The sequence below is a fragment of the Desulfatiglans sp. genome (assembly GCA_012513605.1).
Lineage (GTDB): Bacteria > Desulfobacterota > DSM-4660 > Desulfatiglandales > HGW-15 > JAAZBV01.
The window spans coordinates 1-14,618 of sequence record JAAZBV010000076.1 but is presented as its reverse complement, the minus strand read 5'-3'; the positions used below and the strand labels follow the sequence as shown (position 1 = coordinate 14,618).

General features: G+C 44.3%; 16 protein-coding genes. 7 read left to right on the top strand and 9 right to left on the bottom strand.

Features of this window, described 5'->3' with window-relative positions:
- Positions 1 to 250: 250 nt before the first annotated feature.
- The 9 genes from GX654_09600 to panB all read right to left on the bottom strand — a co-directional run bounded on the left by GX654_09600 (position 251) and on the right by panB (position 8,423).
- Complete coding sequence (locus GX654_09600; GenBank protein NLD37110.1) at positions 251 to 445, bottom strand: YwbE family protein; 195 nt, start codon at positions 443 to 445, stop codon at positions 251 to 253.
- Between the two features lie 103 nt (positions 446 to 548).
- Positions 549 to 1,523 carry a type II toxin-antitoxin system death-on-curing family toxin gene (locus tag GX654_09595; protein ID NLD37109.1) on the bottom strand — a complete coding sequence of 325 codons (975 nt, stop codon included), beginning with the start codon at positions 1,521 to 1,523 and terminating at the stop codon, positions 549 to 551.
- A gap of 385 nt (positions 1,524 to 1,908) precedes the next feature.
- The gene (locus GX654_09590) at positions 1,909 to 2,445 is read right to left on the bottom strand and encodes an ORF6N domain-containing protein (protein NLD37108.1); all 537 of its coding nucleotides are present in this window, start codon (positions 2,443 to 2,445) and stop codon (positions 1,909 to 1,911) included.
- Positions 2,446 to 2,474: 29 nt separating this feature from the next.
- Positions 2,475 to 2,723, bottom strand: coding sequence for a DNA-binding protein (locus tag GX654_09585; GenBank protein NLD37107.1), 249 nt, complete (start codon positions 2,721 to 2,723; stop codon positions 2,475 to 2,477).
- A gap of 279 nt (positions 2,724 to 3,002) precedes the next feature.
- Positions 3,003 to 3,992: a uroporphyrinogen decarboxylase gene (locus tag GX654_09580; protein NLD37106.1), complete on the bottom strand. Its 990-nt coding sequence runs from the start codon at positions 3,990 to 3,992 to the stop codon at positions 3,003 to 3,005.
- Between the two features lie 25 nt (positions 3,993 to 4,017).
- A complete protein-coding gene (locus tag GX654_09575; protein ID NLD37105.1) occupies positions 4,018 to 4,944 on the bottom strand; it encodes a patatin-like phospholipase family protein in 927 nt (308 codons plus the stop codon).
- A gap of 343 nt (positions 4,945 to 5,287) precedes the next feature.
- Positions 5,288 to 6,595 (bottom strand): DUF401 family protein, encoded by a 1,308-nt coding sequence (locus GX654_09570; GenBank protein NLD37104.1) that lies wholly within the window; start codon positions 6,593 to 6,595, stop codon positions 5,288 to 5,290.
- A 63-nt stretch (positions 6,596 to 6,658) separates the two neighbouring features.
- On the bottom strand, positions 6,659 to 7,579 hold the full coding sequence (locus tag GX654_09565) for a 2-dehydropantoate 2-reductase (protein NLD37103.1): 921 nt from the start codon (positions 7,577 to 7,579) through the stop codon (positions 6,659 to 6,661).
- Between the two features lie 10 nt (positions 7,580 to 7,589).
- Positions 7,590 to 8,423, bottom strand: coding sequence for a 3-methyl-2-oxobutanoate hydroxymethyltransferase (panB, locus tag GX654_09560; GenBank protein ID NLD37102.1), 834 nt, complete (start codon positions 8,421 to 8,423; stop codon positions 7,590 to 7,592).
- A gap of 189 nt (positions 8,424 to 8,612) precedes the next feature.
- Here panB and GX654_09555 point away from each other — a divergent pair, with 189 nt between their 5' ends.
- The 7 genes from GX654_09555 to GX654_09525 form a co-directional block, all read left to right on the top strand.
- Entirely contained in the window at positions 8,613 to 9,953 is a 1,341-nt protein-coding gene (locus GX654_09555; protein ID NLD37101.1) for a hypothetical protein, read from the top strand.
- Positions 9,954 to 10,161: 208 nt separating this feature from the next.
- Positions 10,162 to 10,788: a methionine synthase gene (locus tag GX654_09550; protein ID NLD37100.1), complete on the top strand. Its 627-nt coding sequence runs from the start codon at positions 10,162 to 10,164 to the stop codon at positions 10,786 to 10,788.
- Positions 10,789 to 11,049: 261 nt separating this feature from the next.
- Positions 11,050 to 11,853 (top strand): methyltetrahydrofolate cobalamin methyltransferase, encoded by an 804-nt coding sequence (locus GX654_09545; GenBank protein NLD37099.1) that lies wholly within the window; start codon positions 11,050 to 11,052, stop codon positions 11,851 to 11,853.
- A 39-nt stretch (positions 11,854 to 11,892) separates the two neighbouring features.
- The gene (locus GX654_09540; GenBank protein NLD37098.1) at positions 11,893 to 12,321 is read left to right on the top strand and encodes a cobalamin B12-binding domain-containing protein; all 429 of its coding nucleotides are present in this window, start codon (positions 11,893 to 11,895) and stop codon (positions 12,319 to 12,321) included.
- A gap of 55 nt (positions 12,322 to 12,376) precedes the next feature.
- Positions 12,377 to 14,026 carry a methylmalonyl-CoA mutase family protein gene (locus GX654_09535; protein NLD37097.1) on the top strand — a complete coding sequence of 550 codons (1,650 nt, stop codon included), beginning with the start codon at positions 12,377 to 12,379 and terminating at the stop codon, positions 14,024 to 14,026.
- Positions 14,027 to 14,028: 2 nt separating this feature from the next.
- Positions 14,029 to 14,433 carry a methylmalonyl-CoA epimerase gene (gene mce / locus GX654_09530; GenBank protein NLD37096.1) on the top strand — a complete coding sequence of 135 codons (405 nt, stop codon included), beginning with the start codon at positions 14,029 to 14,031 and terminating at the stop codon, positions 14,431 to 14,433.
- Between the two features lie 10 nt (positions 14,434 to 14,443).
- Positions 14,444 to 14,618: methylmalonyl-CoA carboxyltransferase (locus GX654_09525; GenBank protein NLD37095.1), on the top strand; the 175-nt coding region annotated here is incomplete at its 3' end.

The window sequence follows — 14,618 nt, the reverse complement described above, 5'->3', positions numbered from 1 at the left end:
CCTCCTTGATTAAAGTTTTAATTTTACCGCGAAACAGGCGAACAGCGCGAAAAGAATTATTTACCACGAAATACATCCGCCGTCGTAAAAGACATTCATACTTCAGTCTTCGCTATAGAGCTACGCCTCGACAAGATGGCGGGACAGGCGAACAGCGCAAAAGATTTTTTACCACTAAATACACTAAAAACACGAAAGGTTTTATTACTTTTTAAAATATTTTTTTCGTGTCGTTCGTGTGGTTCGCGGTTCACTGAATTATCTCTTTTACCCTGCCTACTATCCCACTTTCCAGTCGCACCTTGATGCCATGAGGATGCATCGCAGAGTTGGTCAGGAGGTCCTTAACTATCCCTTCAGTTAATTTGCCGGACCGCTGGTCCTGCTTCTGCACAACCTTTACTTTAATACCGGGTTTTATGTTTGATCTGGTTTTTCCGTCCAAGGACAACCCCTAATAATATAAAACCGAGAAAGGCGCGAAAAATTTATCTACCACGAAATACACGAAAAGCACGAAAGTTTTAATATTTTATAAGTTTTTAAATCTACTGTTTGCTCCTGTTCAATATGGAAATTATTAATTGCTTAACAGTCTCCATCTCGTTTGATTTGCTGACAGCCACAAACAATGTCAGGCTGGCCAGTGCCTCATTACTGATGGGCAGACCTTCTTTCTCAGGGTAGAGTCGATTATTCCTGTTTAGAAACATAAGAAAACATGCTGCTGCGATACGTTTATTGCCGTCAACAAAGGCATGATTCTTCACGATCAGGTAAAGCAGGGTCGCTGCTTTTTCTTCAAACGTCGGGTACAGCTCTTTCCTGCCGAAACCCTGACGAATCTGTTCAATGGCGCTTTTAAAACCACCCCCGCGCTCACGACCAAAAACAGTGGAATCAAAATCAGCCCGCATCTGATTTATCATTGCGATGTATTCTTCATAGGTCGGATAGATAACAGATGTGTCAGTCTTTCCTTTTCTGTCTAAAGTTTCGTGATCAAAATCATCAAGCAGCCTTAACCCGTCAGCATAAAGTTTCAACCACTCAAAATCGGTATCCCCTGCCTTATCCTCAATAGCTCTACTGATAATGCGGATACCATCTTTAAGGTGCCTTACCTCCTGTTGTTTCTGTTCCAGGCGTTTTTCGTTGATTGCATACCCCTGGACGAGATAATCTTTGAGGCGTTTTGTTGCCCACTGACGGAACTGGGTACCGCGCCTGGAATTCACACGGTATCCAACAGAAATAATAATATCCAGGTTATAATGAAGGACTTGTCTGTTGACCTTTCTTTTGCCTTCCTGTCGAACTTGTGCAATTTTTGCACAAGTTACTTTTTCATCAAGTTCTTCTGTCTCGTATATATTTTGAATATGTTTAATAATCGAGGTCCTGTCTGTAGTAAATAATTCAGCCAACTGATACTGATTCAACCATACGGTATCTTTATCAAACTGAACCTGTAGTTCTATCTGATTATCAGGGCTTTTGTATATTTCAATCTGGTTTTTCATGGTTAATCTACTGATATTATTTTTGATGCTACCCATAATTAACTGGATTTGCCTTGCTTTATGAATGATTTCTTGTAGCAGAAAACTATTGCAGGGGCAATAAGATATTGCAGCTCAAAGGGCAAAGCTGAAAGGGAAAAGCAGTAAAATTCAAGATTCAAAATTCAAGGTTCAAGATTGTAAAAAACAGACTGTCAGGCCGTAGGCTGAAGGCTGTAAGGTAAGATTCTAAATTCAATTTAACCGCGGGACACGCGAAATACACGAAAGGAGTTTTATGTTAAAAACAATAATTTATTAACCGCGAAAAGCGCGAACAGCGCGAAAGGGTTATTTACCACTAAATACACTTGATTGGTGACCTTTAATTACTTAAGATCTAATCTTAACTGTATTTAATACCGCCCTCATTCACTTCAAAACCGATTTTATTGCCCTTCTTCTCAGGTGGAGCCATGAGCTGTCGAATGGCTTCAAATATGACCTCTATTTTTTCTTCCTGGCCTTCCTGTCGGTCTTCAATATCTCTTAGTTTTCTTTCAAGAGCTTCATAGGTAATTGCCATTTTTCTTAAATGAACAAAAGCGCGCACAACAGCAATATTTACTTCAATTGCCCGTTCGCTGCTGAGAACAGATGATAACATTGCCACACCATGTTCTGTGAAGGCAAATGGTAAATATTTGGAATGTTGCCCTCTCTTTAAGGTCACATTTTGTGACCTTAAAGATAAATTTTCCTCTTTTGTCAGCTCAAACATAAAATCGGCTGGAAAACGTTTACTGTTTCTTCTGACAGCCTGATTCAACACTTTTGTTGTTACTCCATACATTGCGGCCAAATCCCTATCAAGCAGTACCTTCTCACCTCGAATAAAAATAATTTTGCTGGCAATTGATTCTACTGAGATTGAATATTCCATATTTGTTCCTTCCTTATATCTCAATGGTATTACACTATCGGTATTTCATTTCCGTGAACAGCAGTTGTTAAATAATTCTTAATAACTGAATTTTCAGATAATTCCTTATCTTCCAATATGTTAGATATGTGCATGCTTATATTGGGGATAGAGGTGTCAAAAAGTTTTGCGAGCTGAGTCTGATTCATCCATACCATGCCATCTCTGGCATAGAGGGATACAGCAGCTTTGCCGTCTGCTGTGTTATATATGGTGATATCCTGTCTATCCTCATCCATTTCTTACCCTCTGGTAAATCAAGCCAAATTCCATCTTAATTGGAGAATTTACTCTTTTAACAGCCCGCAAACTTAAACAATTATCAATAAGCAATGATCAATAGATTCAAAATTTAACCGCGAAAGGCGTCCGCCTTCGTAAAAGACATTCAAACTTCGGCGGGACACGCGAAAGGCGCGAAAAGTTTTTAACCACGAAATACACTAAAAACACGAAAGTTCAATTTTTTTGAATAACAGTATTTTTTCGTGTCGTTCGCATGGTTCGCGGTTCAAATCTTAAAACATCTCCCTGCTCATCTTATCTATCTCGGCATTTACTGCATCATATACACCAGGAAATGTGCTGCCGGGGCCTCCTGCTGCGAGGCAAGGTATATAGTAAAGTTTACCATTGTTTGTACATGCCCTTCTTACCTCTCGTGCGACCAGATCCTGAGTCCAGCCTGGCCGGTCTATAGCGCCATTATCAAGATCACCCATAAATGAAATCCGGCCTCCATATTTTTTGACCAGTTCCGGGACATTATTTGTTGTGACACACCCCTGAAACACATCTATCTTGACATCGATCATGGCAGGGACAAGGTTGGCTGCATATGAGTCGCTGTGATGCACAATAACCTCTACGCCGTTTTTCTTGTAGAACCCGTATATCTTTTTGTAGGCCGGAACAATAAACTCGTTTAACATCTGGGGTGAGAGGAATGAAGAACGGTGGCTGCCCCAGTCGTCATGGTGCAGGAGCGCATCAGGATGAAAATTATCACATAGCAGTTTTGCATAATTAAGTTCATACTCTGTTATGTAGTTTATGAGCTCCTTCATGGCTTCAGGTTCCTGGTAGAAGCTGATCATGCAGTCTTCCATACCCATCAGGTAATGAAGCTGTTCAAACAGGCCAGGGGCAATGAGACAGGTTGCAAATAGTTCACTGCGGTCTATTGCATCTGCGGCAGGTTTAAACTTATTCCATTCTTCCTGAGGATAATCAAGCCTGGGCGCCTTTACAGTCTCTTTCCATCTTGTGATATCCTTTACCACCTTATGTTCAGCATCATGGACAGGAAAAGGGCCGGGGGTGTTTGCCTGGAATCTTATTGTAACACCCCATCCATTCTTTACAGGCGGACCGCCAGGAACGGGATAAGGGTAAGCTGCAGAAACAGGGTTTGCCCAGATAAACCCGAAAGGCTCAAACTGTTTTACAAACCTGTCAGGATTACCACCCCTGATAGTCTCCATGAAATTCTGTCTCTTTGTCAGCATATTGTTTCCTCTCTTTTATCAATGATCATTGTTCATCTACTCTTACCGGGGTATTAAAGGCCTCAAGCCTTCTTTTTATATCAGGCATAGCCTTTCGGGTTGCATCTATACCTGCCTGCATGCATCGTTTTTTCTGAGAAAAATCCATAGGTCCTACATCACCAACCTCGGGTGTAATAAGCACATCAACCTCTTTTGCTTTGTATGAATCAATTTTGTTGCTCATGATGGCCATGGCCTGAAGTGTAATGGATACCAGGTTCCCTGTGTCCCTGTTCTGGATCGATTTTCCGATTGAAACGACAATAACCAGGTTAGCCCCGTTCTGGTAGGCGATTTCAGGGGCGATATTCCCCAGGACACCGCCATCTATCAGTTGCCTGTTATTGTATGAAAGGGGTATAAACACACCCGGTATGGAGCATGAGGCACGGACCGCCTTATTGACAGGACCTGAAGAGAAGATTACCGGTTCACCTGTATTAAGGTCAGCCGCGACCGCATAAAAAGGTATCCTGAGTTGCTCTATGTTCCGGACAGGTATCTTTGTGTTAACAAAATTTTCCAGTTTATCGCCTTTAACCGGACCCCTTGATGAGGATAAAATCGAAAAATCAAAGATATCCTCCTTCTGCAGCAGAAAAGAGCTCCATTCCAGTTCAAATGAATCAGGTTTAGAGGCATACATGGCCCCGATAAGGCTGCCCACGCTGGTGCCTATGATCATATCTATAGGGATCTTTTCCTGCTCAAGGGCGCGTAAAACACCGACATGGGCAAACCCGCGCGCTGCGCCTCCTCCAAGGACAAGCGCAACCTTTGGTTTAATGTAAACATATAGAGGTTCCGGCTCTATAACAACAGGGGCCTCCTCTTTCACAGAACAGCCGGAGAATATAAAAGTAATAAAAAGAATGGAGTATATGATTCTGATCAACCCTGGTAAAGACATGTCATCCTCAAATTAAAAGATACTGGAATATAATTTGCTAATTCTGCATAAGGCATTCTGAATGTCAATATCAGTGTTTCAGAAACAGGAATAATCTGGAACGATCTTTAATTTTTTTACCGCGAAACACGCGAAAAGCGCGAAAGTTAAAAACAAAAAAAATATTATTTAAGTTTTTGTTCGTGTCGTTCGCGTGGTTCGCGGTTCTGTGATCTCTTAAATTATTTTTAACCGCGAAAGGCGCGAACTGTGCGAAAGTTAAAAACAAAGAAAATAATATTTAAGTTTTTGTTCGTGTCGTTCGTGTGGTTCGCGGTTATGTTGCAAAACTCAGGTATCAAGTTTACCCGGCTGCAAGGCCATGCAAAAAGGTAGAGATCATAAAAAAAAGAACTGCCAGGATGAGTACAGCTATGGAGGATTTAACAATATAGCTGTAGCTGCCACTGATATTTGCCTTGAAATAATCCCTTGTAACAGCAAAGCAAAGGTGCACAGGTGAAAGCATCATGCCCATGTAACCGAAGGTGTATGCAAGCGCTGCATATGAGAGGTACATATAGGTATCGTCAGCAGGAAACAGGGGTATTATAAGCGGAAATGATGCGCCTACAAAACCCACTGCTATCCCAAGTATAATACCGGAGAAAAAGGGCATGATGATAATAAGCAGGATAGGGGGTATACCGTATGTAATGAGTTCATCTCTTATCCCTGTAACTGCGCCTGAATCTGTCATCACACCCTTGAACAGCATTATAGCGACGATCAGTAGAATCATGGTAAGATTTGATCTCCCGAGTGTTGCCTTGACAAGGCCTGAAGGGGCTATCCGGTTTGTGCGGCAGACCCATATGATGGCGCTGACAAGGCCTATAATAACAGGGGTAAGCGAAGGCACAGGGATATCCTCACTGATCACATGAATCAGCCTTATAAGGCCTGTTATCAAAATAATAGAAAGCACAATGATAGAGATGGGCATCATCTCAAAAATAAATGCCTTTACCCCCTGAATGGTAATGCGGCCTTCCGTGTTTGATGAAGCTCTGTCCATTGGTTTAATAATAAAATAATAGCCTGCACCGATAGAGAGCAAGGTCATTGGCACTGCAAAGATCATATATCGCCACGTATCAACATTCAGGAGCGCAATGGCAAGGATCACCCCGGGATAAAGGGGCCACCAGTATTCCCATATATGCCTGAACCAGTAATTGAGTGCCGTCTTGTGTTCAGGCGTGGCCTTTACTATTGAAAGTGATTCATCTACCATAGGGGCAGAAAAGAGCGCACCCCCGGGCATGGGCAAAAGCCCTATCAGTGCGGACATGACTGTGCCCACAGCCCTTGCATCCCTTGCAATACGGGTAAAGCTTATGACGAGCCGATTCATGTGCCCGCTTTTGCCCATGATATCGCTCATCACCATTATGAGCCATACAATAACGGCAAGGCTTATGGTCTGGTGATCAACAACACCTTTATAAAAACAGGCAATGAGTTTTAAAGGTGTTAAACCCATCCAAAGACCAAGAGAGACTGCGCCTGCTATGAGTGAAACAGCAAGATGAACACCGAATCTGTTAAGGATAAGGATGCCTGCAAATATGATAATTACCTTGATGAGGATAGGTACTGCATGTTCCATTTATCTGAACCATATAAAAAAGGGCATGTTTTTAACAGCAGCATGCCACTAAACGAAATAAAGTTAAAATGTCCTGTTACTGTAGCTTGCCTCGATTGTTTTTACGAGGCGTGTCAGGAAGAGGTTCACAGGCGCAGGTATTCCTGCCTTTATGCCCTCCCTGTGGATTGCGCCATTTATAAAGTCTATTTCAGTAGCCCTTTTATTAAGCACATCCTGGAGCATGGAGGCAATATTGCCTGATGTATTTCTGCATACCTCAAGAACCTTTTCCATGGGATCTGAATAGGGGAGGGTAATATTTAATGCCTCTGAAACCCTGACCGCTTCTTCTACAGCATCCTTCATTATATTAAGGGTGCCTTCATACATGGGAAGCTGACCATTCTTTAGCCCTGTTATTGCTGTGAGGGCATTTATACCTGCATTGATAATAAGTTTTCCCCAGATCAGGTCATCAATATTATTGGCAGAGTCTGCCCTGAAACCGGCCATGTTCAGTGCGCTTACAAGGTTTTCAAGCCTCTCATCTGTAGCCCTTCCAGGACCCAGAACCGTCATGCCTGCACCCGCATGCCTGACCCTTCCTGCCCCGAGGGATGTTGCACCTTCAGATGTTATGCCGCCAATCACCCTGTTTCCTGTGATCGCCTCTATCATCTCCCTGTTTCCAAGGCCGTTCTGGAGGGTGGTGATCATTGTGTTTTTACCTGTAATATCCCTGACCGAGAGGGCTGCCTCTTTTGTCTTTCCGGATTTGACAAAGATGATGATTATATCAGGCCTTATACCGGCTGGATCGGATATAACCGGGACATTTACGCTGTACTCCCCGGATACACCCTCAATAAAAATACCCTGCCGGTTTATCCTGTCAGCCCTTTCGGGGTTGTGATCCAGCAGGGTAACATGGTATCCGGCATTAGACAGGCGCGCTGCAAAAAGGTTCCCCATGGCGCCAGGCCCAACAATGAGGATTTCCATCTGGCCTCTCCTAGAGCTTTTCCGCCTCCCCCTGATCCATCCTGAATACATGTTCCGGCCCCGGAAATACCCCTTTTTCCACATCTGTCTTATACTGCTTTATGGCATCCTTTATCATGGGTGCAAGGTTCAGGTACTGTTTTACAAATTTGGGTGTGAATTTTTCATACATACCTAATATGTCATGGTATACCAGTACCTGGCCGTCACAATCAGGGCCTGCCCCGATGCCAATGGTCGGGATGTTTAATTCCTCTGTTATGCGCGCTGCCAGTGAATCGGGTATGCACTCAAAGACGATCATAAACGCCCCTGCCTCTTCAAGGTCTTTGGCTGAGTGTATTATCTTGCGTGCGCTTGCTGCATCCTTACCCTGAACCTTGTAACCGCCCAGCATGGTAGCGGTCTGTGGAGTAAGACCCAGATGCCCGCAAACAGGTATACCGGCCTTTACAATGGCATTTACTGCAGGCGCCATCTCGCTTCCGCCCTCAAGTTTTACCGCGTCACAGTTGCCCTCCTTCATGAACCTGCCGGCATTCTCCACGGCCTTTTCAATGCTCACCTGGTAAGACATAAAGGGCATATCGCCTATAACAAAACCATTTTTTACTGCCCTGCTTACCGCCCTGCAGTGGTGAAGCATCTCATCCATTGTCACAGGTACGGTCGAGTTGTAACCGAGCATGACATTTCCGAGGGAGTCACCAATCAGTATGGTATCTATGCCTGCCTGGTCTACCAGGGTCGCAGCCGAATAATCATAGGCCGTCAACATGGTTATCTTTTCACCATTCATTTTTTTTTGTTTGAGCCTTGCGAGCGTCATCTTTTCAATTGTCATTTTTTCTCTCCTGTTTTTTGTTCGGCCATCTGAAACAGGTAAAATAATAGTATTAATACCGGGATATTGTCAATACTAACAAGTCCGGCTCAGCAGATCGCGGCAGGTGCCGCAGGGAACAATAGCCTTGACAAGGTTCCTGGTATAACTATATGAATTGAGTAATATAAGAGAGAAGGGAAAATAAAAATGTTTATTAAACCTGATAACTGGAAGGCGCTTTCTCCGGATGAAAGGCTCGCTAAAAGACTTGATCACATGGTATGCCTTGATGGTATTAACTTCAGGGACGAGGATGCTGCAAGTATTTATCAGGAAAGAGTAACCATAATACGTGATGCCATTGAACTGAAAAAGACTCCTTTAAGGATACCTGTTATACCCATGATAGGCGAATATGCGCTTCGCTACTATGGTTTATCCCCATATGACAAGATGTATAACCAGGAAGAGGCAATGGAGGCATACCTGAAATTCAATCTGGAATTCCAGCCTGATAATGCCTCATATACAGAGGCCTTTTCAGGCAGGCTTTTTGAGATCCTTGACTATAAACTTATTAAATGGCCGGGCCATGGTGTGCCAAAGGAGAGCGGATACCAGGTGGTTGAAAGGGAATACATGACCTCTGATGAATACGGTCATCTCATGAATGACCCTTCGGATTTCCTGATACACAAATACCTGCCCCGAATCTTCGGTTCAATGACCCCTCTGGCAAAGCTGCCTGTGCTCACCCACAACCTTTATGGTATAGGGCCAATGACATTTTTGCCCTTTTCAACACCCGAGGTGAGAGACCTTCTTGAAAAACTCCTTGAGGCGGGTGAAGAGAGCGTAAGGGTAATGGAGATAACAAAAAGGGCAGCCATAAGATCAAGGGAGGCGGGCTTTCCCATTCTTATGGAGGGTTCAGGCACAGCGCCCTTTGATGCCCTTAGCGATACATTAAGGGGTACAAAGGGCATCATGATGGATCTTTACCGAAGGGGTGATACTGTTACAGAGGCCTGTGAAAAATTTCTGCCCATGATGCTTGAGATGGCAATAGACTCTGGTAACAGGTCTGACAGCCCAATGGTACTTATTCCGCTGCACAAGGGTGATGACAACCATATGTCTGTGTCGCAGTTTGAAAAGTTCTACTGGCCCACTCTGAAAAAACTGATGCTCGGGATCATAGATGAAGGGCTTATACCTGTGCCATTTGCAGAGGGGAGCTATAACCACCGTCTTGAGATAATATCAGATTTTCCAAAGGGTAAGTGCATATGGTATTTTGACCGGACAGACATGCACAGGGCAAAGGATATTCTAAAGGATGTCTGCTGTATTATGGGGAATGTACCCACATCACTCATGCTGGCAGGTACACCGGATGACATAAGGGCCTACTGTAAAGACCTTATAGATTTTTGCGGCAAGGGAGGAGGCTTTATACTTACAAGCGGGGCATCAATCGATTACTCAAAACCCCAGAACGTAAGGGCGCTTATTGATTTCTGCAAGGAATATGGCGTTTACAGGTAGAAATATAGACAAATTTTGCCTTGACATTATTTCAATTTATTAGGATTCTAGCGCGGTTAGTCTTATATGGAATACTAAGACAGGCTATGCATTCAGGCTGCGCATATGTAGATTAATTAAAAACAATATTAATTCTGCAATATTTATAATAATTATAAATACGGAATAGATTAATTATTTTATTAACAAGCTCAAGGAGGGAGGAAACATGTCAGAGTTATCAACTTTATTAGCTGATCTGAAAGAACAGGAGGCCCTGGATGCGGTCAAAAAGATGCTGGGTGACAATATGGACCCCATGCAGATACTTGCAGAGGCCAGAGAGGGTATGCAGGTGGTGGGACATAGATTCGGAAACGGGGAATATTTTATACCTGACCTGATTTACTCCGGTGAGATATTAAAGGGTATTGCCCAGATGGTTGAGCCCTATATCAAGGATTCAGGCGCTGAGGCAAAAAAGATCGGAAAGGTTATTATTGCCACGGTTGCAGGCGATATCCATGACATAGGAAAAGACCTTGTTGTGTTCATGCTCGATATAAGCGGTTTTGAAGTATATGACCTGGGCATTGATGTGCCAGTCCAGACTATTGTAGGCAAGATAAAGGAGACGGGCGCAACGGTTGTAGGGCTGAGCGGCTTTCTTACACTTGCCTTTGATGCCATGAAAGAGACTATTGATGCCATCAAGGCTGAAGGCCTCAGAGATAATCTGAAGATCATGATCGGTGGTGGGCAGATAGATGATGAGGTAAAAAAATACACTGGCGCCGATGCATATGGCAAGGATGCCATGGCCGCAGTAACACTGGCAAAGGGATGGTTGTGCTAGGCCTGTTGTAGTGTATAGCAAAAAAAAGATGCATGATCTCCTTTTCTTGCTGGTTGCATGACTTCAATTCTTTATACGCATCTGTTTGAATTGTATTTTTGAGCCTTTATATACTGAGGAGGAGCGGGTTGAGATTATCTTTGCCCGATCCTCCTTTTTAGTATATAAGCAGGGGTCGGGAAAAATGTATACATAAACACTGGTCCCAGGGCAAAAATGGATGCCAGCACTTGTAAAATAATACTGCGAAAGGATTAAGATATGATTATTATCGGAGAAAAAATAAACGGCACCAGGAAGCGTGTAAAAGAGGCTATAGCCTCTAAAGATGCTGATTTTATAAAGGAACTTGCCTTGAAACAGGTAAGGGCAGGTGTGGATTTTCTTGATGTAAACGCAGGTACATCGCCTGATAAGGAGCCTTCTGACATGATATGGCTTATTACTACCATACAGGAGGTTACTGATGTCACCCTGTGTCTTGACTCTGCCAACCCTGAGGCACTTAAGGCCGGGTTTACTGTTGTAAAGAAGAATCCGATGTTAAATTCGCTAAGTGGTGAAAAGATCAGGGTAAACGGGGTTCTTCCGCTTGCCTGTGAACATCAGACCGAGCTTATAGTGCTTACATGCGATGATGACGGCATACCCACAACCGTTGAAAAAAGGCTTGAGATACTTGACAGTCTCATTGAGATGACAAGGAAGGGGGGGCTATCTGACAATAAGCTGCATGTTGATCCGCTTGTGGGCACCATATCAACCAGTACTGAAAGCGGAAACATGGCCTTTGATGCAATGCGCCAGATATTAAAGAAATACCCTGATGTACATATAACCGGGGGCTTAAGCAATATATCCTATGGTCTGCCTGCGCGATCGATCGTGAACCAGGCATTTGCAGTGCTCGCTATTGCAGCGGGTATGGACAGTGCGATTATTGACCCTGAAAACCAGGAGCTCAGGGAGATACTTTATGCTGCTGACGTGGTTTTAGGTAAAGACCGCTTTTGCGGTAGATTTACAAAGGCATTCAGGGCCGGTATAATCGGTAAAAAGAAATAATGGGTCCAGGGTTGGAATATGCCCGGATCAGGGGAGAATATGACCGTTAAAAAGATTAAAAACAGGGTATTGATAGCCAAACCCGGCCTGGACGGCCATGACCGCGGGGCAAAGATCATAGCAAGGGCACTGAGGGACAGTGAGTTTGAGGTTATATATACTGGTATACGTCAGACACCTGAAGAGATAGCCTCCACAGCCATACAGGAGGATGTTGCAGCAATCGGGCTCTCTTCCCTTTCTGGTGCCCATCTCAGGCTGTTTCCTGCTGTTGTGGCAGAGCTTAAACAGAGGGGGGCAGGAGATATAATGGTGCTGGGTGGCGGCATCATACCTGATGATGACATTGTGGCTCTGAAAGAGGCAGGGATAGATGCCATATTCACACCGGGCGCCCCCCTTGCCGAAATCATTGAGGCCTTTAAAGAGGCGTGTGATAAATTTTACGGAAGAAAACAGACAGAATAATTTCCTGCCCTGAAAGTAAATTTATTGATCAGGGCATGGTTAAGGATAAGGTTTAATGGGTAAAGACAAGAGGATTACAGAATGGGAAGAAAAGGAGCTGGCAAAAAGCCTTGCCAGGTCGCCTGAAAGGAAAGAAAAGTTCAGCAACCACGGTAATGAGGAGATACCGAGGGTATCGTTTCCTGGAAATATGGACGACAAATATTTGTCTGACATCGGGTTTCCTGGCAGATATCCCTTTACCAGGGGTGTTCAGCCCACCATGTACAGGGGCCGCCTCTGGACAATGAGGCAGTATGCAGGTTTTTCAAACGCTGCTGAAACAAACAACAGGTTCAGGTACCTGCTTGATCAGGGGACAACAGGGCTTTCAATTGCCTTTGATCTTCCAACCCAGATAGGGTACGACTCTGATGACCCTATGAGCGCTGGCGAGGTGGGCAAGGTTGGTGTGGCAATAGATTCACTCTATGACATGGAGGTGCTTTTTAAAGGTATTCCGCTGGACAAGATCTCTACCTCCATGACCATAAACGCGCCTGCGGCTGTTCTTCTGGCCATGTATATTGCACTGGGAGAGAAGCAGGGTGTGTCATCTGATAAACTCCAGGGGACAATCCAGAACGATATCCTGAAGGAGTATGTTGCACGAGGGACATACATATTCCCGCCAAAACCAAGCCTGCGTATCATTACTGACATATTCCAGTATTGCAGCAGAAATCTTCCATCATTTAATACAATATCCATATCAGGCTACCATATCAGGGAGGCTGGCTCCACTGCGGTTGAAGAGGTTGCATTTACTCTTGCAAACGCATGCACCTATGTTCAGGCTGCAATAGATGCAGGGCTGACAGTGGACAGCTTTGCAAAGAGACTTGCATTCTTTTTTAATGCCTCATCAAACATCCTTGAAGAGGTGGCAAAGTTCAGGGCAGCAAGAAGGCTCTGGGCAAAGATCATGAAGAACAGGTTTAATGCAAAGGAACCTTCAAGCCAGATGATGAGGTTTCATACACAGACCGCAGGCAATACCCTTACCGCACAGCAGGTGGACAATAATATAGCAAGGGTGACCATACAGGCCCTTGCCGCTGTATTAGGGGGCACACAGTCCCTGCATACCAATTCAAAGGATGAGGCGCTCGGGCTTCCTACAGAGGATTCAGTGAGAACAGCACTCAGGACCCAGCAGGTTATCGCCTTTGAATCAGGCGCAGCAGACACCATCGACCCCCTTGCAGGCTCTTATTTTATAGAGGATATGACCGATAAGATAGAGAGAGATGTCTCCCTTCTTATGGAAGAGGTTGAAAAGAATGGCGGGGTAATCGCCGCTATTGAAAAGGGTTTTATCCAGGGGCGAATAGAGACATCTGCCTATGAGTACCAGAAGGAGATCGAAAAGAGAGAGAGGGTCATTGTCGGGCTTAACCGGTTTCAGTCAGGGGAGAGTATCAAGCCTCCGGTACTCAAGATAGACCCGGAGGTGGAAGACAACCAGGTGAAGAGCTTGAGGCAGCTCAAGGCGAAACGGGAGAATAAAAAGATCAATGAAGCCCTTTCTGTGCTCAAAGATGCGGCCTCAGGCAGTGCAAATCTGATGGAGCCCATCCTTGCAGTTGTAAGGGAATACGCCACTCTCGGAGAAATATGTAATGTTTTACGTGAGGTTTTTGGCGAATACCGGTACAGGGGTTAGAGATGATACAGAAGATTGATCATATAGGAATAGCAGTAAAGTCGATTGAAAAGGCAAGGGAATATTTTGAGAACACCCTTGGATTAAAGTGTGAAGGTGTTGAGACTGTTGAATCCCAGAAGGTTAAAACGGCCTTTTACTCGGTTGGCGAGGTGCATCTTGAATTACTGGAGCCGACATCCGAAGAGAGCGCTGTTGCGAAATTCATAATAAAAAACGGAGAGGGTGTTCATCATATAGCCTTTAAGACAGATGATATTGACGCACAGTTAAAAAAGGCGGAAAATAGCGGTTGTTCACTTATTAACAAGGTTCCTGTTGATGGCGCAGGCGGAAAACAGATTGCATTCCTGCATCCAAAATCAACATACGGGGTATTAACAGAGTTCTGTTTCAAGTTGGAATAGCAGGCTAAAAATGGCAGACAAACTGGATGAGTTATACAGGCTGCGTGAGCAGGCGGCCCTTGGCGGTGGACCCGAACGAATCAAGAAACACAAGGAAAAGGGGCTGCTCACCGCAAGGGAGAGGATAGAGCTTTTCCTTGACAGGGGCAGCTTTGAAGAGTTTGATCAATTCAAGTCCCACAGGT